General features: G+C 73.7%; 27 protein-coding genes. 5 read left to right on the forward strand and 22 right to left on the reverse strand.

All coding sequences use genetic code 11. The features are described from left to right. Window positions 1-42: 42 nt before the first annotated feature. From ACFQZY_RS17665 to flgB, 12 genes are all read right to left on the reverse strand, one after another. Window positions 43-840, reverse strand: coding sequence for a hypothetical protein (locus tag ACFQZY_RS17665; protein ID WP_377418307.1), 798 nt, complete (start codon window positions 838-840; stop codon window positions 43-45). A gap of 58 nt (window positions 841-898) precedes the next feature. Continuing rightward, window positions 899-2,089, reverse strand: a complete 1,191-nt coding sequence (gene flgL / locus ACFQZY_RS17670; protein WP_377418310.1) for a flagellar hook-associated protein FlgL — start codon at window positions 2,087-2,089, stop codon at window positions 899-901. Window positions 2,090-2,110: 21 nt separating this feature from the next. Then, window positions 2,111-3,772, reverse strand: a complete 1,662-nt coding sequence (gene flgK, locus ACFQZY_RS17675) for a flagellar hook-associated protein FlgK (RefSeq protein ID WP_377418313.1) — start codon at window positions 3,770-3,772, stop codon at window positions 2,111-2,113. A 10-nt stretch (window positions 3,773-3,782) separates the two neighbouring features. Further along, window positions 3,783-4,661: a flagellar assembly peptidoglycan hydrolase FlgJ gene (flgJ, locus tag ACFQZY_RS17680; protein WP_377418316.1), complete on the reverse strand. Its 879-nt coding sequence runs from the start codon at window positions 4,659-4,661 to the stop codon at window positions 3,783-3,785. Further along, a complete protein-coding gene (locus tag ACFQZY_RS17685; protein ID WP_377418319.1) occupies window positions 4,661-5,785 on the reverse strand; it encodes a flagellar basal body P-ring protein FlgI in 1,125 nt (374 codons plus the stop codon). The genes flgJ and ACFQZY_RS17685 overlap by 1 nt, the downstream gene beginning before the upstream one ends. A 113-nt stretch (window positions 5,786-5,898) precedes the next feature. Next, window positions 5,899-6,600, reverse strand: a complete 702-nt coding sequence (locus ACFQZY_RS17690) for a flagellar basal body L-ring protein FlgH (protein ID WP_377418322.1) — start codon at window positions 6,598-6,600, stop codon at window positions 5,899-5,901. A 13-nt stretch (window positions 6,601-6,613) separates the two neighbouring features. Next, window positions 6,614-7,396: a flagellar basal-body rod protein FlgG gene (flgG, locus tag ACFQZY_RS17695; protein ID WP_377418325.1), complete on the reverse strand. Its 783-nt coding sequence runs from the start codon at window positions 7,394-7,396 to the stop codon at window positions 6,614-6,616. A gap of 24 nt (window positions 7,397-7,420) precedes the next feature. Continuing rightward, the gene (gene flgF, locus ACFQZY_RS17700) at window positions 7,421-8,152 is read right to left on the reverse strand and encodes a flagellar basal-body rod protein FlgF (protein ID WP_377418328.1); all 732 of its coding nucleotides are present in this window, start codon (window positions 8,150-8,152) and stop codon (window positions 7,421-7,423) included. Between the two features lie 25 nt (window positions 8,153-8,177). Continuing rightward, window positions 8,178-9,476: a flagellar hook protein FlgE gene (gene flgE, locus ACFQZY_RS17705; RefSeq protein ID WP_377418332.1), complete on the reverse strand. Its 1,299-nt coding sequence runs from the start codon at window positions 9,474-9,476 to the stop codon at window positions 8,178-8,180. 14 nt (window positions 9,477-9,490) lie between these two features. Beyond that, the gene (locus tag ACFQZY_RS17710) at window positions 9,491-9,817 is read right to left on the reverse strand and encodes a flagellar hook capping FlgD N-terminal domain-containing protein (RefSeq protein ID WP_377418335.1); all 327 of its coding nucleotides are present in this window, start codon (window positions 9,815-9,817) and stop codon (window positions 9,491-9,493) included. A gap of 12 nt (window positions 9,818-9,829) precedes the next feature. Further along, window positions 9,830-10,234, reverse strand: a complete 405-nt coding sequence (gene flgC, locus ACFQZY_RS17715) for a flagellar basal body rod protein FlgC (RefSeq protein ID WP_377418338.1) — start codon at window positions 10,232-10,234, stop codon at window positions 9,830-9,832. A 14-nt stretch (window positions 10,235-10,248) separates the two neighbouring features. After that, the gene (gene flgB, locus ACFQZY_RS17720; RefSeq protein ID WP_377418341.1) at window positions 10,249-10,650 is read right to left on the reverse strand and encodes a flagellar basal body rod protein FlgB; all 402 of its coding nucleotides are present in this window, start codon (window positions 10,648-10,650) and stop codon (window positions 10,249-10,251) included. Between the two features lie 131 nt (window positions 10,651-10,781). On the opposite strand from flgB, the gene flgA reads away from it, so the two are divergent. From flgA to ACFQZY_RS17735, 3 genes are all read left to right on the forward strand, one after another. After that, the gene (gene flgA / locus ACFQZY_RS17725) at window positions 10,782-11,528 is read left to right on the forward strand and encodes a flagellar basal body P-ring formation chaperone FlgA (RefSeq protein ID WP_377418344.1); all 747 of its coding nucleotides are present in this window, start codon (window positions 10,782-10,784) and stop codon (window positions 11,526-11,528) included. A 118-nt stretch (window positions 11,529-11,646) separates the two neighbouring features. Continuing rightward, window positions 11,647-11,958, forward strand: a complete 312-nt coding sequence (gene flgM, locus ACFQZY_RS17730) for a flagellar biosynthesis anti-sigma factor FlgM (protein WP_377418346.1) — start codon at window positions 11,647-11,649, stop codon at window positions 11,956-11,958. A 2-nt stretch (window positions 11,959-11,960) separates the two neighbouring features. Beyond that, window positions 11,961-12,353: a hypothetical protein gene (locus ACFQZY_RS17735; protein WP_377418349.1), complete on the forward strand. Its 393-nt coding sequence runs from the start codon at window positions 11,961-11,963 to the stop codon at window positions 12,351-12,353. 52 nt (window positions 12,354-12,405) lie between these two features. Here the strand turns inward: ACFQZY_RS17735 and ACFQZY_RS17740 are convergent, their stop codons facing one another. The 6 genes from ACFQZY_RS17740 to ACFQZY_RS17765 form a co-directional block, all read right to left on the reverse strand. Continuing rightward, window positions 12,406-14,532, reverse strand: a complete 2,127-nt coding sequence (locus tag ACFQZY_RS17740; RefSeq protein WP_377418352.1) for a hypothetical protein — start codon at window positions 14,530-14,532, stop codon at window positions 12,406-12,408. Window positions 14,533-14,601: 69 nt separating this feature from the next. Continuing rightward, window positions 14,602-15,318 (reverse strand): RNA polymerase sigma factor FliA, encoded by a 717-nt coding sequence (locus tag ACFQZY_RS17745; RefSeq protein WP_377418354.1) that lies wholly within the window; start codon window positions 15,316-15,318, stop codon window positions 14,602-14,604. Between the two features lie 46 nt (window positions 15,319-15,364). Next, a complete protein-coding gene (locus ACFQZY_RS17750) occupies window positions 15,365-16,126 on the reverse strand; it encodes a MinD/ParA family protein (RefSeq protein WP_377418357.1) in 762 nt (253 codons plus the stop codon). After that, entirely contained in the window at window positions 16,119-17,600 is a 1,482-nt protein-coding gene (flhF, locus tag ACFQZY_RS17755; protein ID WP_377418360.1) for a flagellar biosynthesis protein FlhF, read from the reverse strand. Before flhF ends, ACFQZY_RS17750 begins: the two co-directional genes overlap by 8 nt. After that, window positions 17,597-19,633 (reverse strand): flagellar biosynthesis protein FlhA, encoded by a 2,037-nt coding sequence (gene flhA, locus ACFQZY_RS17760; protein ID WP_377418427.1) that lies wholly within the window; start codon window positions 19,631-19,633, stop codon window positions 17,597-17,599. The genes flhF and flhA overlap by 4 nt, the downstream gene beginning before the upstream one ends. Window positions 19,634-19,656: 23 nt before the next feature. Beyond that, window positions 19,657-20,790: a flagellar biosynthesis protein FlhB gene (locus ACFQZY_RS17765; RefSeq protein ID WP_377418363.1), complete on the reverse strand. Its 1,134-nt coding sequence runs from the start codon at window positions 20,788-20,790 to the stop codon at window positions 19,657-19,659. Between the two features lie 172 nt (window positions 20,791-20,962). Here ACFQZY_RS17765 and ACFQZY_RS17770 point away from each other — a divergent pair, with 172 nt between their 5' ends. Both ACFQZY_RS17770 and ACFQZY_RS17775 read left to right on the forward strand, forming a co-directional pair. Beyond that, complete coding sequence (locus tag ACFQZY_RS17770; protein WP_377418366.1) at window positions 20,963-21,346, forward strand: antitoxin Xre/MbcA/ParS toxin-binding domain-containing protein; 384 nt, start codon at window positions 20,963-20,965, stop codon at window positions 21,344-21,346. Next, entirely contained in the window at window positions 21,343-22,047 is a 705-nt protein-coding gene (locus tag ACFQZY_RS17775) for an RES family NAD+ phosphorylase (RefSeq protein WP_377418369.1), read from the forward strand. The genes ACFQZY_RS17770 and ACFQZY_RS17775 overlap by 4 nt, the downstream gene beginning before the upstream one ends. 11 nt (window positions 22,048-22,058) lie before the next feature. On the opposite strand, the gene ACFQZY_RS17780 is transcribed toward ACFQZY_RS17775, so the two are convergent. The 4 genes from ACFQZY_RS17780 to motA are packed head-to-tail and all read right to left on the reverse strand — an operon-like array spanning window position 22,059 to window position 24,970. Continuing rightward, on the reverse strand, window positions 22,059-22,694 hold the full coding sequence (locus ACFQZY_RS17780; protein ID WP_377418372.1) for a protein phosphatase CheZ: 636 nt from the start codon (window positions 22,692-22,694) through the stop codon (window positions 22,059-22,061). Between the two features lie 8 nt (window positions 22,695-22,702). Continuing rightward, entirely contained in the window at window positions 22,703-23,101 is a 399-nt protein-coding gene (cheY, locus tag ACFQZY_RS17785) for a chemotaxis response regulator CheY (protein WP_377418374.1), read from the reverse strand. Then, complete coding sequence (gene motB, locus ACFQZY_RS17790) at window positions 23,098-24,093, reverse strand: flagellar motor protein MotB (protein WP_377418377.1); 996 nt, start codon at window positions 24,091-24,093, stop codon at window positions 23,098-23,100. Before motB ends, cheY begins: the two co-directional genes overlap by 4 nt. A 13-nt stretch (window positions 24,094-24,106) precedes the next feature. After that, window positions 24,107-24,970: a flagellar motor stator protein MotA gene (gene motA, locus ACFQZY_RS17795; RefSeq protein WP_377418380.1), complete on the reverse strand. Its 864-nt coding sequence runs from the start codon at window positions 24,968-24,970 to the stop codon at window positions 24,107-24,109. Window positions 24,971-25,013: the final 43 nt, after the last annotated feature.

The raw sequence follows: 25,013 nt of genomic DNA on the forward strand, positions 1-25,013 counted from the left end.
GAAGGCGGCCCGCCCGGGCGTGATGGATTCGCTCGCAGCGTCTCAGAGGAAGGCGTAGGCCCGGTCGAGGCGCTCGGCGCAGGCCTCGTTGAATTGCGCCAGCGCCTGCGCCAGGGCCTCGGGCTCGCAGCGGGCGGCGAGATGGACGCAGACCTCCCGGCCGAAGGCCTCGCCGGCCGGGGCCGCCTCGCTCACCGCCTGGCCCAGGGCCTGCGCCAGGATCCCGGCGATGCGCGGGCCGTAGCGGGGATCGTTGAACAGGACGTCCGCCGACCTGCCGCCGCTCGCCAGCGCGAGCACCGCCCGCAGCGCCCGCGGGTCGGCCTCGCGCTCGAGGAGCGCGTCGGCCATGCCGGCCAGGATGTGGGCCTTGTCCGCGGCGGTGAGCGACGACCTGCAGGCCACGATGTCGGCGCCGACCTTGCGGACGATGGCCTCGCCGCTGGCGCCGGCCGGCAGGGTCCGCAGCTGCCGCCGCAGGCCGCAGGCGACGGCGCTGCGATTGGCCTGTGGATGGCCCGCGCGCAGCAGGACGACTTCGTGGCGCGCCGGGGCCGGCCGGTCCTCCGTCCCGCCGCGAGGAGGCCGGCCCGCGGCGGCAAGCCGGGCCCGCAGCCATGCCAGCAGCCCCGTACCCGCCGCCTGGCGGGGCTCGCGGGCACGCAGCGTGGGGGATGGCGCCGGCGTCGGCCGGGGGGCCCCGCGGCTGCTGGCGACGGGGTCCAGCGGCGAGACCGCCCGGCCGTGGAACGATGCCCCGGAGCTGGCCGGGGGACGGGAGCGCGGGCGGCCGCCGAAGCAGCGGGCCAGGGCCTGGAGCGAAAGCGAGAGGGAGATCATGGCGGGCCCTTCCGGAACGTTCGACCCCGAATGCGTGGACGCCGCCACGCGGGAGTTCCTAGCCTTGCAGTAGCTGGAACAGCGTGGTCCGGCCGACGCTGGAGTACGCCTTGAGGGCGGCCTCCAGCGCGGTCTGGTTGTTCTGCATGTCGGAGATGGCCGAGGCGTAGTCGAGGTCACGCAGGGTGCTGCGGCGGGTCTCGGCGGCCAGGGCCTGGTCCTCGCCGGCGAGCGCGGCGTCCTCCACCTGGCGCAGCGCCTGGCCGACCTGGCTGCGCGTGAGCGTCATGCCGTCGAGGGCGCGGTCGATGCCGGCCTGCACCCGCGCCAGGCGCTCGGCATAGGCGGGGTTGGACATCGGCGTCTCCAGCGTGGCGATGGCCTCGTCCAGCGTCTGGAACACGCTCTGGCGGCCGGCCGGCGACACGTTGAAGGCATCGGCCGGCGCGGGCGTGCCGGAGACCTTCACGCGCTGGCCCTGCAGGGTCAGCGTGCCATCGGCCGGCAGCGGCTGCGCGCTGACCAGGGTGATCCCGGCGTCGAGGTCCTGCACGCTGTAGGTCAGCGCGCCCGGCGCGCCGCCGATGTCGATGCGCAGCGAGTGGCCGGTGAGCTGGGTGGCGTCGGCCACCGCGCCGGGCTCGATCCAGCCGGCCCCGGTGTTGCCCGCGGCCGAGGCGGTGACGAAGACGCCGTTGCCCTGCGGGATGGTCATGAAGCTGCTGCGCCCGTCCACGCTGGCGGCGTAGCGGCCGTCCTCGCCGATGCGCTGCACGCCCGAGGGCGCGGACCACACCGGCATGTCGCCGGCCAGCGGGTCGGCGTTGGTGCCCTGGCCGCCGAAGACCGCACCGCCTGCGCCGTCACGGGTGTTGGCCAGGGCCAGCAGCTGCTCGCGGGCGCCGCGCAGCACCAGCGCCAGGGCCTGGCGCTCACCCGGGCTGTAGGCGCCGTTGCCGGCCGCCACCAGCGACTCACGCGCCGACTGCAGCAGGTTCACGCCCTGGGCCAGGGCGTCGTCGGCGCTGGCGAGCACGCCCTGGCCCAGGTCGGTGGCGCGCTTGTCCTGCGCGAGCCGGGCCAGGTGCGAGCGGGCCATCTCGGCCTGCGCCGCGGCCACCGGGTCGTCACCGGGGCGGGTGACACGCAGGCCCGTGCCCAGCTGCTGCTGCAGCTGCGACTGGCGGGTCTGGCGCGCCTCGATGCCGGCAAAGGCGGTCTGGGAGGTGTGGAGCGTGGTGGGTCGCATGGCGGGTCCTTCGCTGGGCGCTTATCCGCGCGTGGCCGACAGCAGCGTGTCGAACAGCAGCTGGCTGGCCTGGATGATCTTGGCGGAGGCCTGGTAGGCCTGCTGGAACCGCAGCAGGTTGGCAGCCTCCTCGTCGAGGTTCACGCCCGCGGCGCTGGCCTGGCGGGCGAGCGCCTCGTCCTTCATGGCGGCGGAGACATTGGCCATCTCGCGCGCCCCCTGGACCCGGTTGCCGACATCGGCCAGCAGCCCGGCATAGGCCTCGTTGAAGGTCCCGTTGGCACCGGCCAGGCGCGCGAGCTGGCCGAGGGCCAGCGCGTTGCGGTTGTCCGAGCGCGGGTAGGCAGTGGCCTGCAGGCCGAAGCTGTCGCCCGCGGCGGGCGCGCCCTCCAGCGTCAGGCGCCAGCCGTTGTAGTCGGCCGGCGCGGGCGGGATGGCCTGGCCCGGCGTGTACGGCACGTTGCTCAGGTTGCCGCCGGCCAGGCCGGTGATGTTGAAGGTGGTCGGCGGGTTGTTGAAGGTGATGGAGACCGCCAGCGCGCTGTCCGGCGTGGTGCGGGTGACCGAGAAGGCCGCCACGCGCGCGCCGCCGGTGTTGGCGGCGCCGGCCTCGACCATCGAGGCCTGGCCGGTGGCCACCTGGGCGGCGGACAGCGCCAGCGCCTTCAGCCCGTTGGCCACGCCGTCGGTGGCCAGGGCCACGGCGAACAGCGGCTGCCCCGGCGCGCCATTGGCGTCGGTGCCGAGCTGGTGCTGGGCGTTGAAGGCGTCGGCCAGGCCCTGCACGAGGCTGCCCAGGCGGGTGCGGGCGGCCTGCAGGTCCTGGTCGCGGAACTGCATCAGGCCGGCCAGGCTGCCGCCGCCGAGGTCGGGGCCCTCGAGCCACTGGCTGGTGCCGGTGCCGATGTCCAGGCGCAGGCCGGTGGTGCCGGGGCTGGACGGGTCGGGCGCCGCCACCAGCACGCTGCGCTGGGTGCCCACGATCAGGGGCGAGCCGCCGGGGGTGAAGAGGTTGATGCTGCCGTCGGCGCCGGTGACGGTGCGCACCGCCATCAGGCCGCCGAGCTGGGCGATGGCCTGCTCGCGCTGGTCCAGCAGGTCGTTGGGCGGCTGGCCGCCGGCGGCCAGGCTGGCGATGCGCTCGTTCAGGCGCTGGATCTCGGCGAGCCGGTCGTTGACCTGGGTGGCGGTCTGGGCGAGCTGGGCATCGGCCTGGGTGGCCAGGTCCTGCAGCTGCGTGCCCAGGCTGGTGGCGCGCTGCGCGAGGTCCGCGGCGCGGGCCAGGAAGGCCTGGCGGGTGGCGGTGTCGCCGGGGCGGTTGGCGAGGTCGCCGGTCGCGGCGAACAGCTGGTCGATGGAGGCGCCCACGCCGAGGTCGCCGTTGGCGAACAGCGCGTCGAGCTGGGACAGGGCCTCGGAGCGCGAGGCGTCGGCCGCGGCCTGCGAGGTGGAGGCCAGCACCGAGGCGGCGGCGAACTGGTCGTAGCGCCGCTGCACGGTGGCCATGTCGACGCCGCGGCCGAAGAAGCCGGCGCCGGTCATCAGCCCGCCGGCGGTGGCCTGCTGCGCCTCCTGGCGCGAGTAGCCCACCGTGTTGGCGTTGGCGATGTTGTGGGAGATCGTGGTCAGCTGCCCCTGGGCCGCGGCCAGGCTGCTGGTGCCGATGTTCAGGAGCGAGGTCATGCGGCGTTCCTCAGGCCAGCGCGCGCTGCAGCGCCAGCGTGTGGTTGATGGTGCGCGCCAGCTTGGCGGCGTACTGCGGGTCGGTGGCGTAGCCGGCGCGCTGCATCGCGCCGGCGAAGCCCTCGGCGCTGTCGCTGCGCACCGCCTGCGCGTAGCGCGGGCTGGTGGACAGCAGGCGGGCGTAGTCGGTGAAGGCCTCGGCGTAGGAGCCGTAGCTGCGGAACCGGGCGGACTGGCGCACCGGCTGGCCGCCCTCGTACTCGGTGGTGCTCACCGTGGCCACCTCGCCCTGCCAGCCCCGCGTGGCCTTGATGCCGAACAGGTTGAACGAGCCGCTGCCGTCGGCGTTGCGGATCTCGCCCTTGCCCCAGCCGGACTCCAGGGCCGCCTGGCCCAGGATGAAGGAGGCGGGCACGCCGGTGGCGCGCTCGGCGGCCTGGGCGTGGGGGAGCATGCGCTCCAGGAAGGCCTGCTGCTTCGCGTTCGCGGCGCGCGGCGCGGCGGGGCCGGCCGGTGCAGCCGCCGCCGCCGGGGCGCCGGCGTCCTGCGCGGGCCCGGCCGGCGCGGCCTGTGCCGCCGCGGAAGCCGGCGGCGACAGCGCCTTCATCTGCGCATTCAGCTGCTTCTCGATCAGGTCGGCCAGCCCGCCCGGGCGGCCCGAGAACTGGCGCGCGAACTGCTGGTCCAGCATCTGGGTGAAGGTGTCGTTGCCGGCGCTGCCGTCGGCCTTGGGCGTGGCCTCGCGCATGCTTTGCAGCACCATCTGCATGAAGTGCGACTCCATCTGCACCGCCGCCTGGCGGCTGGCCGCCTTCGGGTCCTTGGCGGCCTGGCCGCGCAGGCCGTCGAGCGAACGGGCGTCGACCCCGAGGACGTTGGACGCCTGCATCAGATGATCTCCAGTTCGGCCTTGAGCGCGCCGGCAGCCTTGATCGCCTGGAGGATGCCGATCAGGTCCTGCGCGGTCGCGCCCAGGGTGTTGAGGGCCTTGACGATGTCGGCCAGCTCGGCGCCGGCGGGCAGGTTGAACAGGATGCCGGGGTCCTGCTGCACGCGGATGTCGACCTTCTCGGCCTGCACCGTCTGCCCGCCGCTGAAGGCATTGGGCTGGCTGATCACGGGCGTGCTGGAGACGGTGACCGACAGGCTGCCGTGCGCCACGGCGACGGGACCCAGGCGTACCGACTGGTTCATCACCACCGAGCCGGTGCGGGCGTTGACGATCACCCGCGCCTGCGGCGGCGCGAGCAGCACCTCGAGGTTCTCGATCTCGGCGATGAAGTCCACCCGCGAGCCCTGGGTCGGCAGGCGCACCTGCACGACCCGCGCGTCGAGGGCCTCGGCCGTGCCGGCGCCCTGGCTGCGGTTGATGGCCGCGGCCACCCGGCGCGCGGTGCTGAAGTCGGTGGCATTGAGCTCGAGCTGCAGGGTCTCGGCCTGCAGCGCGCCATTGGGCACGGCGCGTTCGACGGTGGCGCCGCCCGGCACGCGGCCGGCCAGCATGTGGTTGATGGCGACCTTGCTGCCGCCGGCCTGCGCGCCCGCGCCGCCGATGACGAGGTTGCCCTGGGCCATGGCGTAGATCTGGCCGTCGGCGCCCTTCAGGGGCGTGAGCAGCAGCGTGCCACCGCGCAGGCTCTTGGCGTTGCCCAGGGAGGAGACGGTGATGTCGATCTGCTGCCCGGGCTGGGCGAAGGCGGGCAAGGCGGCGGTCACCATGACGGCGGCCACGTTGCGCATCTGCGGCGTCACGCCCGGGGGCAGCGCCACGCCGAACTGCTGCAGCAGCGACTGCACGCTCTGGCCGGTGAACTGCACCTGGTTGGTGGCGTCGCCGCTGCCGTCCAGGCCGACGACCACGCCGTACCCGATCAACTGGTTCATGCGCACGCCGGAGACGCTGGCGAGGTCGCGGATGCGCTCGCTGCCGCCACTGGCGGCGCCGGCGGCCTGGGCGGCCGCTGCCAGGACGAGGGCCAGGCCGCAGAGGAAGTGCCGGGCGATCGGGAACATGGGGGGCCTCCAGACTTGCATGACGTGACCGAGTATGGAAGCCGGCGCCGGAAACTTAAGCGCGGATAAGGCGGGGGTTCGGGGGCGATTTGGAACCGCCCTGCCCGCCCCGGTCAGACCGGCGCGACGCTGAGGAAGAAGCGCGTGAGCCAGCCCATGCCCTGGACCCGGCCGACGTCGCCGCGGCCCCGCTGCTCGAGGCGCGCCTCGGCCACGTGCATCGAGCTGACCAGGTTGCCGCCGCGGATGCGGGCGGGGTCGACGATGCCCGAGAAGCGCAGCACGTCCACGTTCTGGTTCACGCCGATCTGCTTCTCGCCGGTGACCAGCAGGTAGCCGTTGGGGAGCACCTCGCGCACGAGGACGGTGATGGTGCCGGAGAAGCTGTTGTTGCTGCCGGTCTTGCCGTCCGCGTCGTGGGTGGCGGCGGAGTTCGCGTCCACGCCCAGGCGCCCGAGCAGGCGGGCCGATCCGAAGGGGATGGCCGAGACGCCGGCCGAGACCGAGCCGCTGCGGTCCATCTTGCTGGTGGACTGCTGGCTGGCGCTGACCTGCTCCTCGATGACGATGATCAGCGAGTCGCCCACCATGCGGGCGCGCCGGTCCTCGAACAGCGGGCGGTGGCCGGCGGCCTGAAAGATGGCGCCGTGGGGCGCCGGCGGCAGCGGCGCGGCCTGCGGCGCGGGGCTGCCGGCGTGCATGTCGACCGGGGGCACGGTGACCGTGGCGCAGCCGGCCGCCAGGGCCGCGGCGGCGGGAACGAGCAGGCGGGCGAGCCGGGCGAAGCGGGCGAATCGGGCGATGCGGGCGCGCATGGCGGGGCCCCCTTCACAGCTGCGCCAGCCGGGCCAGCATCTGGTCCGAGGTCTGGATCGCCTTGGAGTTGACCTCGTAGGCGCGCTGGGTCTGGATCATGGCCACCAGCTCCTCGACGATGTTCACGTTGGAGCCTTCCACCGCCGCCTGGTGGATCACGCCCAGGCCCGGCGAGCCGGGGTTGCCGGTCTGCGGGTTGCCCGAGGCAGCAGTCTCGGCATAGAGGTTGCCGCCGCGCGGGTCCAGGCCGGCGGGGTTGGTGAAGTAGGCCAGCTGGATCTGCCCGATCTGCTGCGGCGCGGTGGCGCCGGGCATCTGCGCGGTGACGATGCCGTCGCGGCCGATGGTCACGCCGGTGGCGGTCGCCGGGATGGTGATGCCGGGGCTCACCGCCAGGCCGTTGGAGTTCACCAGCTGGCCCTGCGCGTCGACCTGGAACGAGCCGTCGCGGGTGTAGGCAAGGGAGCCGTCGGGCTGCTGCACCTGGAAGAAGCCGGCGCCGTTGATGGCGAGGTCCAGCGGGTTGCCGGTGGAATTGATCGCGCCCTGGCTGAAGTTGCGTGCGGTGGCCACGGCCCGCACGCCGGTGCCCAGTTGCAGGCCGGTGGGCAGCTGGGTCTGCTGCGTGTCGGGCGCGCCGGCCTGGCGGATGCTCTGGTACATCAGGTCCTCGAAGACGACATGCGCGCGCTTGTAGCCGTGCGTGCTGCCGTTGGCGAGGTTGTGGGTGATGGCATCCAGCTGGGTCTGCTGGGCCTCCAGGCCGGTCTTGGCGGTGGCAAGGGAACGCATCATGGCGGCTCTCCGTTCGGGTTCGGGTTATCGCTGGGACAGCAGCTGCGCGGCGTGCTGGTCGTTCTGCTCGGCGTTGCGAAGCAGCTGCATCTGCACCTCGTACTGGCGGGCGGCGGCGATCATCCCCACCATCGACTCGACGACGTTGACGTTGCTGCCCTCGAGCGCGCCGGACGACACCCGCACCGCGGGGTCGGCCTCGGCGGGGTCGCCGGAGGTGGTGCGCATGAGGCCGTCGGCCCCCTTGCGCAGCTCGCCCGGCGCGGGGTTCACCAGCTTGAGGCGGCCGACCACCTGGGCCGGGCCGCTGCCGGCCTGCGCGGTGACGGTGCCGTCGGCGCCGATGGACACCTTGGTGCCGGGCGGGATGTTGACGGTGCCGCCCTCGCCCACCACCGGCATGCCGTTGTAGACGACGAGGGTGCCGTCGGCGCTGACCTCCAGCCCGCCGTGGCGGGTGTAGGCCTCGCCGCCGTCGGGCGTCTGCACCGCGAGCCAGCCGGTGCCCTTGACGGCGACGTCGAGATCGCGGCCGGTGGACTGCACCGCGCCGGCCTTGGCGTCGAAGCCGGCGGTGGCCTCGAGCGAGACCACGCGGGTGCTGGCGCCGTCGCCGCGCACGGGCACCGCGCGGAAGGCCACCTCGTCGGCGCGGAAGCCGGGCGTGTTGGCGTTGGCCAGGTTGTGCGTGAGGCCGTCCTGCCGCTGCATCAGGGCGCGGGCACCGGAGGCGGCGGTGTAGATCAGGCGGTCCATCGCTCAGGCCTTGGCGTTGCGGGGATCAGCGCAGGTTGACCAGCGTGGACATCATCTGGTCCTGGGTCTTGATGGTCTGCGCGTTGGCCTGGTAGGCGCGCTGCGCGGTGATCATCTCGACCAGCTGCGCGGTCACGTCGATGTTGGAGTCCTCCAGCGCACCGCCCTGCAGCAGGCCGAGGTTGGCGGAGCCGGGCGCGCCCAGGGCGGGCTGGCCGGAGACCGGCGTGGCGCGCCACAGGTTGCCGCCCACCGGCGCCAGGCCCTGGTTGTTGCGGAAGTCCGCCAGCGCGATCTGCGCGGTCCCGACGGTCTTGCCGTTGGAGTAGCGCGCTTCCACCGTGCCGTTGCTGGTCACGCCGAAGCCGGTGAGCTGGCCGGCGGTGTAGCCGTCCTGCGAGACCTGGGTCACGCCGAAGCTGCGGCCGAACTGCGTGCTGCCGGTGAAGGAGACCGAGACCGGGGCGGTGGTGGCGCCGCCGGCCAGCGTGGCGCTGGAGAACGGCAGGTCCAGCGCCAGGTCGCCCGGGGTCAGCGCGCCGCCGGCGAGGCTGCCGCTGGCGGTGGTGTTGAGGGTGCCGTCGGCATTGAAGGTGAGCAGGCCCGCGGGCTGCTGCGCGCCGCCGCCGGCGACGGCGGGCACGGCGCTGCCGTTCATGGCAGCATAGACCTCCCACTGGTTGTCCACCGCGGTGCGGCGGAAGTACAGGGAGACGACCTGCTCGTTGCCCTGCTGGTCATAGACCGAGACCGCGGTGGACGAGGTGAAGGAGGCGGTGTCCGTCAGCGAGAAGGCGGGGGTGGCGGCGGTCGGCGCGGCGGTGCGGCCGTCGAGGTTCAGGCCCAGGCTGGCGGTGGTGGTGGCCTTGGGCGCGATGCCCTGGGTCGGCAGGTTGATGGAGCCGGAGACGCCGGCGGCCTTGCCGGTGACCGGGTCGATGGCGAAGCCCTGCAGGCGCATGCCCTGGCTGTTCACGACATAGCCCTGGTTGTCCATGTGGAACTGGCCGTTGCGGGTGTAGGCCACCTCGGAGCCGTCGGAGCGGGCGACCTGGAAGAAGCCGGTGCCGTTGATGGCCACGTCCAGCGGGTTGTCGGTGGTGCGCACCGGGCCCTGGGTGAACTGCTGCATGACCGAGGAGATCTCCACGCCCATGCCGGCGTCGCTGGACGCCTGGGCGCTGTTGGCGCTGGCGTAGACGCCGGCGAACTCGGCGCGCGAGAGCTTGGCGCCCACGGTGGCGGCGTTGGCGATGTTGTTGCCGATCACCTCGAGGTTGCGGGAGGCGGCGTTCAGGCCGCTGATGCCTTGCTGGAAGCTCATGTCGGTCTCCGGGTTCAGGTGTTGGGGTTGGCGGGGTCGGTAGCGATCGCCTCGGGCAGGCGCTGCGCCATCAGCTCGCGCAGGCTGGCGAACTGGCCAGCGAGGGATTCGACGGTGGTGTTCAGCTTCTCGATGCCGGCGACCGTGTTGATCTGCGCGATCTGGCTCGTCATCTGTGCGTTGTCCATCGGGTTCAGCGGGTCCTGGTTCTTCATCTGCGCCACCAGCAGCTGCATGAAGCGGTCCTGCTGGTCGGCGGCGCTGGTGGTGGAGGACCTGCCGGCGGGCGATGCCGTGGCGGCGGTGCCCGCCGTGGTGCCGGTGATCGGGGGGGTGGCCATCTCTGCGCTCCTTTACTGACCCATCTGCAGGGTCTTGGCGAGCAGCTGCTTCGCCGTGTTCATGACTTCGACGTTGTTCTGGTAGGCGCGCGAGGCCGAGATCATGTTGACCATCTCGTCGACCACGCTCACGTTGGAGTGCGTCACGTAGCCCTGCGCGTCGGCCATCGGGTGGGCCGGGTCGTGCACGCGGCGGCCGGGCGCCTCGCTCTCGGTGATGCCCGAGACGCGCACGCCGGGCAGGCCGCCGGTCTCCTGCACCTGGGCCTGGAAATGCACCTGGCGGGCCTGGTAGGCCTTGCCGTCGGGGCCGGCCACCGCGTCGGCGTTGGCCAGGTTGGAGGCGACCACGTTCAGGCGCTTGGACTGCGCGGAGACCGCGCTGCCGGAAATGGCGAAGACGTTGAAGAGGGTCATGGCGGCGTGTCCCTTCAGGATTGGCCGGAGATGGCCGACAACATGGTTTTCACGTGGCCGTTGATGAAGCGCAGCGTGGCCTCGTAGCGCACCGCGTTGTCGGCGAAGTTGGCGCGCTCGCGGTCCAGGTCCACGGTGTTGCCGTCCAGGCTGGCCTGGTCGGGGTTGCGCCACTTGAGTTGCGCCTCGTCCACCCGGGCGGGCGGGGCGAGGTGGCCGGCGCGGGTCGTGGCGGCCGCCACCGGGCCGGCCTGGCCGGCGCGGGCGTCGGCCAGCGCCGCGGCGAAATCGAAATCGCGGGCCTTGAAGCCGGGCGTGTCGGCGTTGGCGATGTTGGCCGAGAGCACCTGCTGGCGCTTGGCCAGGAGCTCCAGGGCGCGGCCTTGGTGGTCGAGGGTTCGGGTGAAGAGGTCCATGGGCGGGTCCGTGTCTTCTGCGTGGAGGCAAGTGTGGGAGCCGCATGCGGAAACTTAAGCGCCGATAAAGGCCGGGTTTGCGCAGCTTTTGGCGGCAAGCGCCGCGCCCCGGCTGCCTACAGTCACTGCCCATGAACCGCCGCCCCGCCCGCCGCGCCCGCCGCGCCCCGTCCCCCCTCGCCGCCCTGCTCCTGGCCGGCCTCGCCGGCCTGTCCGCCCTGGCCGCCGCGCCCGCGCGCGCCCAGGTCTCCTTCGACGAGGGCGTGCTGCGCGCCTGGCTGCAGCAGCAGCTGGCCGCCACCGCGGTGCGCGAGGGCCTGACCCGTTATGAGGTGCAGGGCCTGGGCCCGGTGGAGTCGGCCGCCACGCTGGCGCCCTGCCGCCGCGCCGAGCCCTTCGTGCCGCCGGGCCTGCGCGCCTGGGGCCGCGTGACCTTCGGCGTGCGCTGCGTCGACGGCGCGGCCTGGAGCGTGCTGGTGCCGGCCCAGGTCGCGGCCTGGGGACCGGCCGTGGTGGCCGCGGCGCCCCTGCCGGCCGGCGCCGTCCTGGGCGAGGCCGACCTGCGGGTGCAGGAGGTGGAGCTCACGCGCGAGGCCCCCGGCGTCGCCCGCGACCCGCAGGCCCTGGCGGGCAAGGCGCTGGTGCGGGCGGTGGCCGCCGGCCAGCCCCTGCGCCCCGAGCTGGCCCGCGCGCCGGCGGCCCTGCAGGCCGGCGACCCGGTGCGCCTTCGCATCCAGGGCCCGGGCTTCGCCATCACCGGCGCGGGCCAGGCCCTGGCCGGCGCCGCCCTGGGCCAGCCGGTGCGGGTGCGCACCGAGCTGGGCAAGGTCCTCCAGGGCGTGGCCCGCGAGGGCCGGGTGGTGGAGGTGGCGCTGTGACCCGCCCGCCCCCCGGTCCGAGGAAGCACGGAAAAACCGTGCTTTTTCTTCCTTCAGTTTCCGAAAGCGCTGCCGAAAATGGTGGAAACGGCCATTGCCCGGCCGCCAGGAGCACCCCATGACCCTCAAGATCGGACCGAACTCCCCCCTGCCGCCGGTGGCGGCGGAGACCTCGGCCACGACGGCCCGCGAGACCGGCGCCAGCCGCGCCACCGCCTCGGTGGCCGCCCCGGCCCAGGACCGGGCCACGCTGTCGGCCGCCGGCGCGAAGATCAGCGAACTGGCCGGCTCGGCCGACTTCGACCAGGCCAAGGTCGACGCCATCCGCCTGGCGATCCGCGAGGGCCGCTTCAGCGTCAACGCCGAGGCCATCGCCGACCGCCTGATCTACGAGGCCTCGGCCCTGGTGGGCGGGCCCCGCACCCACTGACCATGCAGCGCGTCCCGGCCCAGCCCCGGCCCGCCCTCCCGCCCGCCTCGCTCGGCCTGGCGGGCCTGTGGGCCTTGCTGGAGACCCAGGCCACCGCCCTGCGCGAGGGCCGGGCCGACGACCTGCCCGCGCTCACCGCCCAGATGCAGTCGGCGCTGGTGCATGCCCAGCGCTTTTCCATGACCGCGCCGCCCGAGCAGCTCCAGGCCCTGCGCCAGCTCGCCGCGGCCAACCTGGCGCTGGCCCAGCGCCGGCTGGGGGACGTGGAGGCGGCGCAGGAGGCGCTCCTGCCGGCCATCCCGGCGATGCAGGAGGCCCAGCGCCGCAGCACCTACGCCCCGGCAGGCCGCCTGGGCGTGCCGCGCATCTCGGGGCGCTCGCTGGGCCGCGCCTGAACGGCCCACCCGCGGGCGTACGCGTGGGCGTGGCCGACGGCGCGCCAGCACCTCAACGAACCGCGAAGGCGTCCTCCGCCCGCAGCACGCGCTGCCACCAGTCCAGCGTCGCGCGGGCGGGCGCGATGGCGTCCTGCGCCAGCAGCCCCAGCTGCTGCGAACGCGCGAGAAAGCGCAGCTCCCGCCGCAGCCAGTCCTGCACCGGCGCGCCCCCCTCCCCCAGATCTGCCCGCCCATAGGCCGCCACCAGCGACTGCGTCAGCGCGTCGCGGCGCGGGCCGGGCCCTTCGTGGGCGATCGCCATCGCGATGGCCGGGCGGGCCCGGTCCAGCCACTGCCAGGGCAAGGTGCCGGTCGGGCGTTGCGCCGCCGCGCCGAGCAGGCGGGCCGCGAGGTCGCCGCGCTCGGCCAGGGGAAGCGGGGAGGTCATGAGGATGTCCAGCCAGTCGCCGAGCACCGCCTGCGGCAGGTCCTGGCCGTCGACGGACCACGCCAGCAGGGACCGGAGCAGCGCGCCGAGTCCGGCCTCCGGCAGGGGCGCGGCCACGGCGCGGCGCAACAGGCCCGCCATCACCTGCGGCCGGTCCCGGTGGTCCAGGACGCGCCAGGCGTCCCGGATCGCCCGGGCATCGATCGCCACCGGGCCGGCCTGCGGGTCGCCGGCCAGGGCCAGGCCCTGGCGGAGGGTCTCCCGCAGGGGCTCGGGCGCCGCCAGCAGCCGCTGGCGCACGGCCAGCTGCACGGCGTCCTGCACCGCGCCCGGGGGCTGGTAGCAGCGGAAGTAGCCCGCCAGGCCGACCACCATGGCCCGCGCCTGGGACGCCGGCATCAGCAGGCCTTGCGGCCCGGCGAGGGCCGCGGCGATCGCGGTCGCGACGCCAATGACGCCGCCCTTGGGCGGTGCGAGCTGCAGGAGGCTGGGCACCAGGCGGCCCGCGGCGAAGGCGGACCAGCCCGGCCCGGGCGCGAGCCCCGGCAGGCGGCTCGCCAGCCGCTCGACGACGCGGTTGCAGGTGGCCGCGTCCGCCCAGCGCGAGCCGAGGACGCGGCCGGCCAGCCGCGGGGCCAGCACTGTGTCGCTGCCCACCGCATCGACCAGGAGGCAAAGCGCCGCATCGCGCGTGCGGTCGGTGAAAGGGCGCGGCGGGTCCGCGGGCAGGACATGCTCCAGCAGCAGGTCCAGGGCCGGCGCGGACAGCCGCCGCCCAGGCCCGGGCAGCGCCCGGAGCAGGGCCTGCAGGGCCGGCAGGTTGAGGCGCTCGCCCGCCAGGGGCGCTGCGTCGTCGGGCGGCAGCAGGGCGGCGATGGCGGCGCGCTGCAGGTCGGCGGGATGGGTGTCGAGCTGCAGCGCGCCCAGGGCTTCGACGAGCAGGCGGGCGCAGGCCGCGCCGGCCGCGGCCGGCTGGCCCTCGACCCGCACGGCGCGGGCGCCCAGGGGACGCAGCACCGCCTGCGCGCAGTCGACGGTGAGGTGGGCGACCGAGCCGCACCAGGCCTGCACCGCGCCGGCCACGAAGGACGCGAGTGTGCCGCCGTGCTGCCCCTCGCAGGCCGCCCCGGCTTGCGCCATCAGGCCGCCCACGACGGCCGCGGCGCGGTCCGTGTCCATCGGCACGCCGCCGATGCGCGTGACCAGCTGGCGCGCGAGCTCGTGGCATTCCGGCGGCGCGAAGCCGGCGGCCAGGCGGGCCACGGCGCCGCCCAGGGCCGCCAGCGCCGCAGGCGAGGGGCGGGGCGGCAGCGGGTGATCCGCGAGGAGGAGGTCGAGGGCCTCGCCCGCCAGGGTGGCGATCAGGCCGGCGCCTGCGGGCGCCATCGCCTCGGCCTTGCGCTTCACGGGGCGGGCCGCGAGCGGGGTGTCGACCGGCGGGCCGGCCTCCCCCTTGCGCTCGGCGCGGTCCCAGGCCGGGCCGGTTGGCAGCCCGTGGCGCGGGCTGGCCGCGGAGGGGCCGCCGCCGTGCAGCGGGTGGCGGCCGAGAAAGCGGGCCGGGCCGGCGGACGTCAGCGGCGTGCGGGCCTGCTTGGCCGGGCGCGCCAGGGCCGGCGCATCGCCCGGGATGCCGGCCGGCTCGCGGATCCCCGGGGGGGCCCACCCGCCGGCACGGTCACCGGCACCTTCACCGGCCCACGCGTCGCCCCACTCGCCCGCTGCATGGCGGATTCCGCTGTTCGCTTGCATGCCTCTCCCCTTCGGACAAAAGGGAGCTTGGTCGTGGAAGCGCCCGGCGGGTTCCGGGCGGCGCGGGCTTTACCAGTCCTTCAGCCGCGAACGCAGCCGGGCGACTGACTGGCTGTGGAGCTGGCAGACGCGCGATTCGGTCACGCCCAGCACGGCGGCGATCTCGCGCAGGTTCATGTCGTGCTCGTAGTACATGGACATCACGTACTGCTCGCGCTCGGGCAGGTCCTCGATGGCGCGCACCAGGGCCTCGCGGAACTTGCGGTCCGACAGCTGCGAGGCCGGGTCGGCCTTGTCGTCGGGCGCGATGTGGCGGTCCAGGTAGTGGGTCTCGGCGTCGTCGGCCTCGTAGTCGTCGGTGTAGACCAGTTGCGCGCCGCGCACGTCGGTGAGCATGGCGTGGTAGTCGTCGATCGACAGGCCCAGGTGGGCAGCGATCTCCACGTCGCTGGGGGCGCGCCGCAGGCGGTGCTCCAGGGCGTGCACCGCACCGGCGATCTCGCGCTGGTGCTTGCGCACAGAGCGGGGCACCCAGTCGGTGCCGCGCAGCTCGTCGAGCATGGCGCCGCGCACGCGCTGCATCACGAAGGTCTCGAACTGCGCGCCGTGGCCGACCTCGTAGCGCTGCATGGCATCCATCAGGCCCATCATGCCGGCCTGGATCAGGTCGTCCATCTCGACGTTCGCGGGCAGCCCGCCGATCATCTTCGCGGCGGCGCGGCGCACCAGGGGCAGGTAGTCCTCGATGCGGACCTGGGCCTGCAGGGTTCCTTTGGCGTTGTACATGGCGGGCTCTTTCTGTCGAGGCGGGTCGGTACGGGTCTGGGCGGGTTCAGTGCAGGGTCAGCGGCGTGGCCGCCGTGTGCAGCAGGTGTTGCGCGAGTTCGGCCAGCGCGCTGGCGCGCGGGCCACTGGCGGGCAGGCAGCCGGCGAAGGCCACCTCCACCCCGAGGAAGCCGCGGGCGACGGTGGCCAGGCGGGCCTGGGCGCCGCGGGCGCCGGCGCCGGCGCCGGTGCCGGCGCCATGCACCACGGCGGCGAAGCGGGCGTAGCCGAAGCGGCTGGCCAGGTCCTTGACCGTGGCGTAGGCGCGGGTCAGGCCGGCGTCGCTGGCGTCGAGGGCGACCACCGGCACCACCTGCGCGGGGCTGGCCAGGCAGGCCAGTTCGGCGGCGGGCATGGCCAGCATCAGCGCGTCGAAGCCGTGCGAGAGGCGGGCGAAGCCGCCGAACAGGTCGGCCGAGGGCGCGCCGGAGGCGACGAAGGCCTCGACGCCGCGATCGGCCCGCAGCACGTGGATGCCGTCGCGGGTGGACGGGGCCACCGCGTCGAAACCGTGGGCGCCCTGCAGCAGGTCGAGCAGTTCATAGCGGGCCTGCAGCCCGAAGGCGCGCAGCACGCGGCCGCGGCTGGCATCCATCACCACCGGGCGCGCCCCCAGGCCGCGCAGGGCGTGGGCGAGCTCGGCGATCCAGCCGGCCTCGGCGGCGTCGTCCGCCAGCGGGAAGGCCAGCAGGCTCAGCGAGCCGCCCCCCGCGCCGGCGCCGACGAGGCGGCGCAGGCCGGCAGCCTGGTCGTTGCCGCGGTCAAGCATGGCGGGCCTGCGCGGAGTCGGCGGACCAGGGGCCCGAGGGCGCCATCGGCGGGGCCGTGAGCAGCAGGCCCAGCTCGGTGTCGTCGGGGGTGAAGAGGGAGTCGGGCTGGCGCGCCAGGGCCTGCTCGACCAGGCGGGCGGCGTCGGCGGGCTGCCAGTCCTCCGGCACGCGCTGGCCGTTGGCGACGCCCTCGACGCGCAGCTTGCGGCGGATCGCCACGTCCAGCACCGCGCCGCACTTGACGGCCTCGTCCAGCTTGGAAAACACGCAGCGCGTGCCGGGCTCGCCGCCGTAGGCGCGGACCACCTCGTCGAGGGTCTCGGCCTGGGCGCCGGCGTTCAGCACCAGCAGGCGCTGCACGCGGTCGGCGGGCAGCGCGTCGAACAGCTCCTTCATGCGCTCGTCGCGCTGGCCCAGGCCCACCGTGTCCACCAGCACCAGCTGCTTGCGGTCGAACAGGGCCAGCAGGTCCTGCAGCGAGGCGGCATCGCGCGCGGTGTGCACCGGGATGCCGAGGATGCGGCCGAAGGCGCGCAGCTGGTCGCTGGCGGCCATGCGGTAGGTGTCCACCGTGATCAGGCCCACCGAGGCCGCGCCGTGGCGCATGGCGAAGTTGGCGGCCAGCTTGGCGGTGGTGGTGGTCTTGCCGACGCCGGTGGGGCCGACCAGGGCGAACACGCCGCCGCGCGCGGCGATGCTCTCCTCCTCGGGCGTGCAGCGCAGGTTCTTGGCCAGCACCTGCGACAGCCACTGGCCGGCGCGGGCCTCGTCCAGGCCCTCGGGCAGGCGGCTCACCAGGTGGCGGGCCAGTGCGGGCGAGAAACCGTTGGAGATCAGGTGGCGCAGCGACTGCGTCTGCGCCGGGCTGCGGCGCACGCTGTCGAACCAGGACAGGCTGGCCAGCTGCGAGGCGATCATGCCGCGCATGGCGCGCAGCTCGGACATCATGAGTTCGCTGGCGTCGGCGCTGCGGTCGCGGGTCTCGGCATAGGCCGCTGCGCGGGCGGCGGCCGGCGACGGCAGCGCCGCGGGCATGCCCAGGCGGGCGTCGGCCAGGCCCTGCTCGCCCAGCGCCTCGCGCAGCTCGCCGGCGGCGAAGCGGGCGGGCTCGGAGGGCGGCACGCGGCCGGCGGAGACGGCCAGCGGGGCGTCGGTACCGGCGTCGGCCGGCGACGGCGCCGACGCGGCCTCCTGGGCCAGCTGCTGGCGCTGGCGCTCCCGCACGAAGCGCTCGAAGGAGACGGTGCTCATGGGCTCCACCGGGGCCGAGCCCGCAGCCGCGGGTGCGGCGGCGGCGCGGGCCTCGCGGCGCGGCGGGGCCGCGGGGATCTCGGCGCTGGCGGGCAGCGCGAGGATCTCGACGCCGCCGGGGATGGGGCGGTTGGACAGCACCACCGCCTCGTCGCCCCAGGCGGCCCTCACCTGGGCCATGGCCTCGCGGGCGTTCTTGCCGACGAATCGCTTGACGTTCATGGTTGGACTCCGATGACGCGGTTGATCTGGATGGAATGGGTGCGCGGGATTTCCGAGTGGCCCAGCACGTGCAGGCGCGGGGCCTTGCGACGCAGCAGGCGGGCCAGCGGCGCGCGGATACGGTCAGGCACCAGCAGGCAGGCGGGCAGGCCGGCCTCCTCCTGGGCGCGGGCGGCCTCGGCGGCCTGCTCGGCGAGCATCTCGCCCATGCCGGGGTCGAGCGGCACCTGGGCCTCGGGCGAGAGCGACTGCACCAGCACCTGCTCCAGCCCCGGCTCCACGGCCAGCACGCCGAGCTCGCGCACCGGGCCGTAGAGGTGCTGCACGATGGCGGCGGCCAGGCCGATGCGCACCTCGCGGGTGAGGGACACCGGCTCCGGCGCGGCGCCGGCGGTCTCGGACAGCAGCTCGAGGATGCCGCGCAGGTCGCGGATGTGGATCGACTCGTCCAGCAGGTTGCGAAGCACCTTCTGCAGCACGGGGACCGGGATGACCTTGGGCACGGTCTCCTCGACCAGGCCGGGCACGTGGCGGCGGGCGTGGTCCAGGAGCTCCTGCACCTCGGTGCGACCGAGCAGCGCCGCGGCGTGCGTCTGCATCACGTGATTGAGGTGCGTGGCGATGACGGTGGAGGCATCGACCACGGTGTAGCCGGCGGCCTGCGCCTGCTCGCGCAGGCGGGCCTCGACCCAGGTGGCCTCCAGGCCGAAGGCCGGGTCGGTGGTGACCGTGCCGGCCAGGGGCACCTTGATGTGGCCCGGGTTGATGGCCAGGTACATGCCGCTGAAGGCCTGGCCCTCGCCCACGACCACGCCCTTGAGGAGGATGCGGTAGGCGGAGGGGTGCAGCTCCAGGTTGTCGCGGATGTGGACGGCGGGCGGCAGGAAGCCGACCTCGGAGGCGAACTTCTTGCGCACGCCCTTGATGCGGGCCAGCAGGTCGCCGCCCTGGTTGCGGTCCACCAGCGCGATCAGGCGGTAGCCGACTTCCAGGCCCAGCGGGTCGACCAGGGCGACGTCGTCCCAGCTCGCGTCGGCATTCGGGTTGGCCGCGGGCGCGGCGGCCTCGGCGGCGGGCGCGGGTCGGGCGGCGATGCGCGCGAGCGTCCAGGCGCCCCAGCCGCAGACGCCGGCCAGCGCCAGGAACGGCAGGTGCGGCATGCCGGGGATCAGGCCCAGCAGGCCCAGCACGGCGCCGGTCAGGCCCAGCGCGCGGGGGATGGAGAACAGCTGCGCGCCGATCTGGCGACCGATGTCCTCCTCGCCCACGCGGGAGACCACCAGGCCGGCGGCCACCGAGATCACCAGCGCGGGGACCTGGGCGACCAGGCCGTCGCCGATGGCGAGCAGCACGTAGTTGTTCATCGCCTGGGCGACCGGCAGGTCGTGCTGCAGCACGCCGATGGCCAGGCCGCCGAGCATGTTGATGAACAGGATCAGGATGCCGGCGATGGCGTCGCCGCGCACGAACTTGGAGGCGCCGTCCATGGAGCCGTAGAACTCGGCCTCCTGGGTGACCTCGTTGCGCCGCTTGCGGGCTTCCTTGTCGTCGATGGCGCCGGAAGCCATGTCGGCGTCGATCGCCATCTGCTTGCCGGGCATGGCGTCCAGCGCGAAGCGGGCCGAGACCTCGGCGATGCGGCCGGCGCCCTTGGTCACCACCACGAAGTTGATGACCGTGAGGATGGCGAAGACCACGATGCCCACCGCCAGGCTGCCGCCGATGAGGAAGTGGGCGAAGGATTCGATCACCTGGCCCGCGGCGCCGGTGCCGGTGTGGCCGTTCAGGAGCACGGCGCGGGTGGAGGCCACGTTCAGCGCCAGGCGCAGCAGCGTGGTGACCAGCAGCACGGTGGGGAAGCTGGCGAATTCCAGGGTGCGCTTGGTGTAGCTGGCCACGATCAGCACCACCAGCGAGACCGCGATGTTGAACGAGAACATCAGGTCCAGCAGCAGCGGCGGCAGCGGCACCAGCATCATCGCCAGGATCAGGACGATCAGCAGCGGCGCGGCCAGGGCGCGGCCGCCGGGCATCAGGGTGCGCAGGTCGAGGCCGTTCACGGCTTGGCCTCCAGCGGGTCAAGGCCCGGGGGGACGTCGATGGTCGGCGCCGGCAGGGGGCGCAGGGCGGCGCGCAGGCGCATCACCCAGGCGAGCACCTGGGCCACCGCGCCGTACAGGGCCACCGGCACCTCGGCATCGAGGTCGCCATGGCGGTACAGCGCGCGCGCCAGCGGCGGCGCCTCGAGGGTGGGCACGCCGTTGGCGGCGGCGATCTCTCGGATCCTGAAGGCCAGGTGGTCGGCGCCCAGCGCCACGATGCGCGGGGCGGCCATGGTGGCCTCGTCGTAGTGCAGGGCCACGGCGTAGTGGGTCGGGTTGGTCACGACCACGCTGGCGGTGGGCACGGCGGCCATCATGCGGCCGCGGGCCATCTGGCGCTGGCGGCGGCGGCGCTCGCCCTTGACGTGCGGGTCGCCTTCCGATTCCTTGTTCTCCTGGCGCACTTCCTCGCGGGTCATCTTCAGGTCGGACTTGTGCTTGAACAGCTGCAGCGGCACGTCGGCCACGGCCGACACGACCATCACCGCCAGCAGCACCGAGACGCCGCCGGAGATCCAGCCGAAGCCGGTGGCCAGGGCCGCGACGAGGGGCATGCGGGCGATCGCGTCCAGCGTGGCCGCATGGCCCGCCAGCCACCAGCCGGCGGCGCCCAGGAGGATGGCGGCGACGGCCGCCAGGCGCAGCTGCATCAGGGCCTGGCGCCAGCCGAACAGGCGCTGCAGGCCGGCCAGCGGGTCGAGGCGCTCGAACTTGGGCTCCAGCGCCTCGGTGGACACGTTCCAGCCGCCCACCGCCAGGGTGGCGGCGACGGCGACGGCGGCGATCAGGGCCAGCACCGGCAGCACCCACAGCAGGCTGTCCAGGCCGGTGGTGCCCAGGCGCAGGGCCAGGGCGTCGGATTCGAAGGCCGCCGCGCGGTCGAAACGCAGCGCGGTGGCGACCAGGCGCAAGGCCTGGTCCGCCAGCAGCGGGGCGGCGGCCGTCAGCAGGGCCAGCAGCGCGCCGGCGGCGGCGAGGTGGCCCAGGTCCCGCGAGCGCGGCACCTGGCCCCGCTCACGCGCCTGCTCGAGCCGCCGCTCTGTGGCGGGCAGTTCGCGGTCTTCGCGGCTGGTTTCGGAGGCGGACATGCGGCTGGGGCAATGACGAGGGGTTGACGGTCATTGTTCGCAGCCGCGGAAAAACTTAAGTGGAGAAGAGAGGGGGAAATCCGGCCTTCTTTGCGCGGCAGTTTCGGGGTCTTTGCCATGGCAATTAATTTCACCCATACTTGCCTCAGAAACCAAACCCCAAGACCCCGCCGTGATCGTCCCCGCAGCCCATCGCCCCTCCGGTGCCACGGCCGGTGCCGTGCTGACCAAGGCCACCCTGCGCGCCGCCGGGCTGCTGGGGTTGAACAACGCGACCCTGGCCCGCGTGATCGGCCTGAGCGAGTCGCAGGTCTCGCGTCTGGCCCATGGCCACCGGGAGCTGCAGGTCGGCACCAAGGAGGCCGAGCTCGCCGCCCTCCTGATCCGGGTCTACCGCTCGCTCGACGCCCTGGTCGGCAACGACGCGCAGCAGCGCGAGGCCTGGATGGACAGCTTCAACCACGCGTTCAACCAGGCGCCCCGCGAGGCGGTCCAGACCGTCGAGGGGCTGGCGCGGGTGGTGGCCTACCTGGACGGCGCGCGGGCGGTGGCATGACCGCCGCCGGCTGGTCGAAGGCCTGGCTCGGGCACGCGGCGCCGGCGCGGCGCGAGCTGTGGCGGGCGGTCGAGGCCCAGCACCGCGTGGCCACCCTGCGCCTGGTGGACGACCTCGACGAGCAGGCCCTGCTGGAGCAGCTGCTGGAATCCAGCAAGCCGCCCCTGCCGCCCGGGGCTGGCCGGCACCACTTCCTGCTGTCCACCCCGTTCCGCTACCTGCCCCCGTGGCCCTCGCGCTTTCGCCGCCCCGGCGAGCCGGGGGCCTGGTACGGCGCACAGGAGCGGGAGACCGTGGCCGCCGAGGTCGCCTGGTGGCGGTGGCGGTTCCTTGAGGATTCGCAGGGCCTGCGCGAAGGCCAGGTGCTGTCCGAGCTGACCTTCTTCCTGGCCCGCTTCACCGGGCGGGAGCTGGACCTGACCCAGTCCCCCTGGCGCCGGCACCGCGCCACCTGGCGCGACCCGGCGGACTACGCCGGCTGCCACGCGCTGGCTGCCGCGGCCCGGGCACATGCGCCGCCGGTGCAATCCATCCGCTATGAATCGGCCCGCCGCGAGGGCGGGCTGTGCCAGGTGGTGTTCGACCCGGGCGCCCTGGCCCTGCCCCGGCCCGCACCCCAGCAGACCTGGGTCTGCAAGGTGATGCGGCACCGGGTCCTGCTGACGCACGACACCGAGCGCCTGCAGTTCGAGATGGCCTGAGCCCTCCCCGCTCAGAACCCCAGGCTGTCCAGCAGCGCGTCGACGCCGGCCTGGTCCGTCACCACGTCGGTGCGGCCCTCGGCGTCCGTCACCGGGCCATTGAGGAAGCCCGGCGGCACTTCGGCCACCGCCACGGGCACCGGCATGGCGGCGCCCTGCCCCTCCATCAGCAGCAGCAGCAGCGAGTGCTCCAGCCCGGTGGCCATCTCCACCACCTTGCGCACGGTCTGGCCGGTGAGGTCATGGAAGTCCTGGGCCAGCATGATGTCGGTGAGCTGGGCGTTGGTGCGGTGCGTGTTCTCGCGCACCTGCTCGATGAAGTGCAGCACCTCGCCGCGCGCCACCGCGCCCACCGGGTCGCCCTTGAGGAGCGCCTCCATGCGGTCGGCCTCCGCCAGCAGCGCCGCCTGGTCGGCCTGCGAGGTGTCCACCGTGTTCAGGACCTTCTCGGCCGCGTCCCCCGTCACCTTGGCGATGAAGGACAGCCGGCTGCGCGCGTCGGGCACGCTGCCCAGCGAGGCCTCGATCTTCTTGTCGTATCCGAGCTGCTGCAAGGCATCGTGCAGCTGCCGCGTGAGTTCCCCGAGGCGCTGGTACATGCCGGCCGGGTCGGGGGCCCGAAGCATGCGGGTGTCGTCTGCGCTCATGGGGCACCTCACGCGATCAGGGCATGCTTTTGCAGGATCTTCGTGACCTTCTCCTCCAGCGTCGCCTTGGTGAAGGGCTTGACGATGTAGCCGGAGGCGCCGCCCTGGGCGGCCATCACGATGTCCTCCTTGCGCGCCTCGGCGGTGATCATCAGCACCGGCAGGTGCTTGAGGGCGGCGTCGGCGCGCACCTGCGTGAGCAGCTCGAAGCCGTTCATGTTCGGCATGTTGATGTCGCTCACCACGAAGTTGAAGGGCGAGGAGCGCAGCTTCTGCAGGGCCGCGACGCCGTCCTCCGCCTCGTCGGCGTTGGGGAAGCCCGCTTCCTTGAGCAGGTTGCGCACGATGCGGCGCATGGTGGAGAAGTCGTCGACGATCAGGAACTTGAGGTCGGCCGGGGAGGTCATGGTCTGGCTCCAGGGGTGGGGATGGGGGTGGCGGGGGTGGCGGGCGCGGGCACGGGCGCGGCGGCCTCCTTGCGGGCCAGCATCTGCTCGAGCGCCTGCGCCTCGGAAATCGGGGTGTCGTGGCCCTTGGCCCAGCGCTCCTGGCCGAGGCGGCCCAGCACCAGGATGGAGATGCGGCGGTTCATCGGCGCCAGCGGGTCGTCCAGGGTGAAGGGCACCGAGGAGCCCATGCCCATGACGCGCACCATCCGGTCCTCGCCCAGGCCGCCGGCCACCAGCTCGCGGCGCGAGGCGTTGGCGCGGTCGGCCGAGAGCTCCCAGTTCGAGTAGCCCCGCTCGCCGCCGCTGTAGGCGGACGCATCGGTGTGGCCCGAGAGCACCACCCGGCCGCTGGCCGCGTTCAGCACCTCGCCCAGGCTGCGAAGCAGCTCGCGCATGTGGTCGTTCACCCGGGCGCTGCCGCTGTTGAACATGGCGCGGCCCTGCTCGTCGACGATCTGCACGCGCAGGCCGTCGGAGACCACCTCCATGCGAAGCTGCTGCTTCAGCGCCTTGAGCGCCGGCTTCGCATCCACCGCCTGCTCGATGCGCAAGCGGATCTCGCGGGCGCGCAGTTCGTCCTCGGCGGCGATCTCGGCGCGCAGGGCCTGCAGGCTGAAGCTGCGCTTCTCGGCCTCGATCTCGCCGCGGCGGATGTTGCCATTGGTGCGCTGCAGGTCGGGCCCGCCGCCCTTGAGGATGCTGGAGCTGTCGCCCGCGCCGGAGCCGCCGGTGAGGGCCACCTTGAGCGGGCTCTGGAAATACTGCGCGATGCCCTGGAGCTCGCCCTGGGCGGTGGAGCCCAGCAGCCACATCAGGAGGAAGAAGGCCATCATGGCCGTGACGAAGTCGGCGTAGGCGATCTTCCAGGCGCCGCCGTGGTGGGCCGCATGGCCGCCCTTCTTCACGCGCTTGATGATGATCGGCTGGAGCTTGCCGCTGGCGGTGGCCATGGTGCCTCCCCGTTCAGGCCTTGCGGCCCTTGACGTGGCCCTCGAGCTCGATGAAGCCCGGGCGCTCGGTGGAATACAGGACCTTGCGGCCGAACTCCAGCGCCACGACCGGCGCGTAGCCCTGCACGCTGGCCAGGAGCGTGGCCTTCACGCACTGCAGCTCCTTGGTGCTCTCGTCGGCCTTCTGCTGCGCCAGGTGCGCCAGGGGGCTGACGAAGCCATAGGCCAGCAGGATGCCCAGGAAGGTGCCCACCAGGGCGCCGGCGATCATCTGGCCCAGCACCGCGGGGGCCGCGCCCACCGAGGCCATGGTCTTCACGACGCCGAGCACCGCGGCGACGATGCCGAAGGCCGGCAGGCCGTCGCCCACCGCCTGGATGGCGCCGGCGGGCACCAGGGCCTCGTGGTGGTGGGTCTCGATCTCGTTGTCCATCAGGTTCTCGAGCTCGTGCGCGTTGAGGTTGCCCGAGACCATCATGCGCAGGTAGTCGGTGATGAACTCCATCAGGTGGTGGTCCGACTGGATCAGGGGGTACTTGGCGAACAGCGCGCTCTCGGCAGGGTTCTCCACGTCGCCCTCGATCGACATCAGGCCCTCCTTGCGGGCCTTGGTCAGCACCTCATAGAGCAGCGCCATCAGCTCCATGTAGCGGGCCTTGCTGTACTTGGAGCCCTTGAGCAGCTGCGGCAGGAAGGCCATGGTGGCCTTGATGGTCTTGGCGCTGTTGCTGCAGAGGAAGGCGCCCAGGGCCGCGCCGCCGATGATGAACATCTCCACCGGCGCCGCCTTGAGGATCACGGCGAAATGGCCGCCTGCGAGGGCATAGCCGCCAAAGACGCAGGCGATGACGACGACATAACCGGCGACGACGAACATGGGTAGGGCTCTTCCTGCTGCCTGGCGCTGCGGGATTGCCGCG

The sequence above is a fragment of the Ramlibacter sp. GCM10027632 genome (genome assembly GCF_042675325.1).
In the GTDB taxonomy this organism is placed as follows: Bacteria; Pseudomonadota; Gammaproteobacteria; order Burkholderiales; family Burkholderiaceae_C; genus Ramlibacter.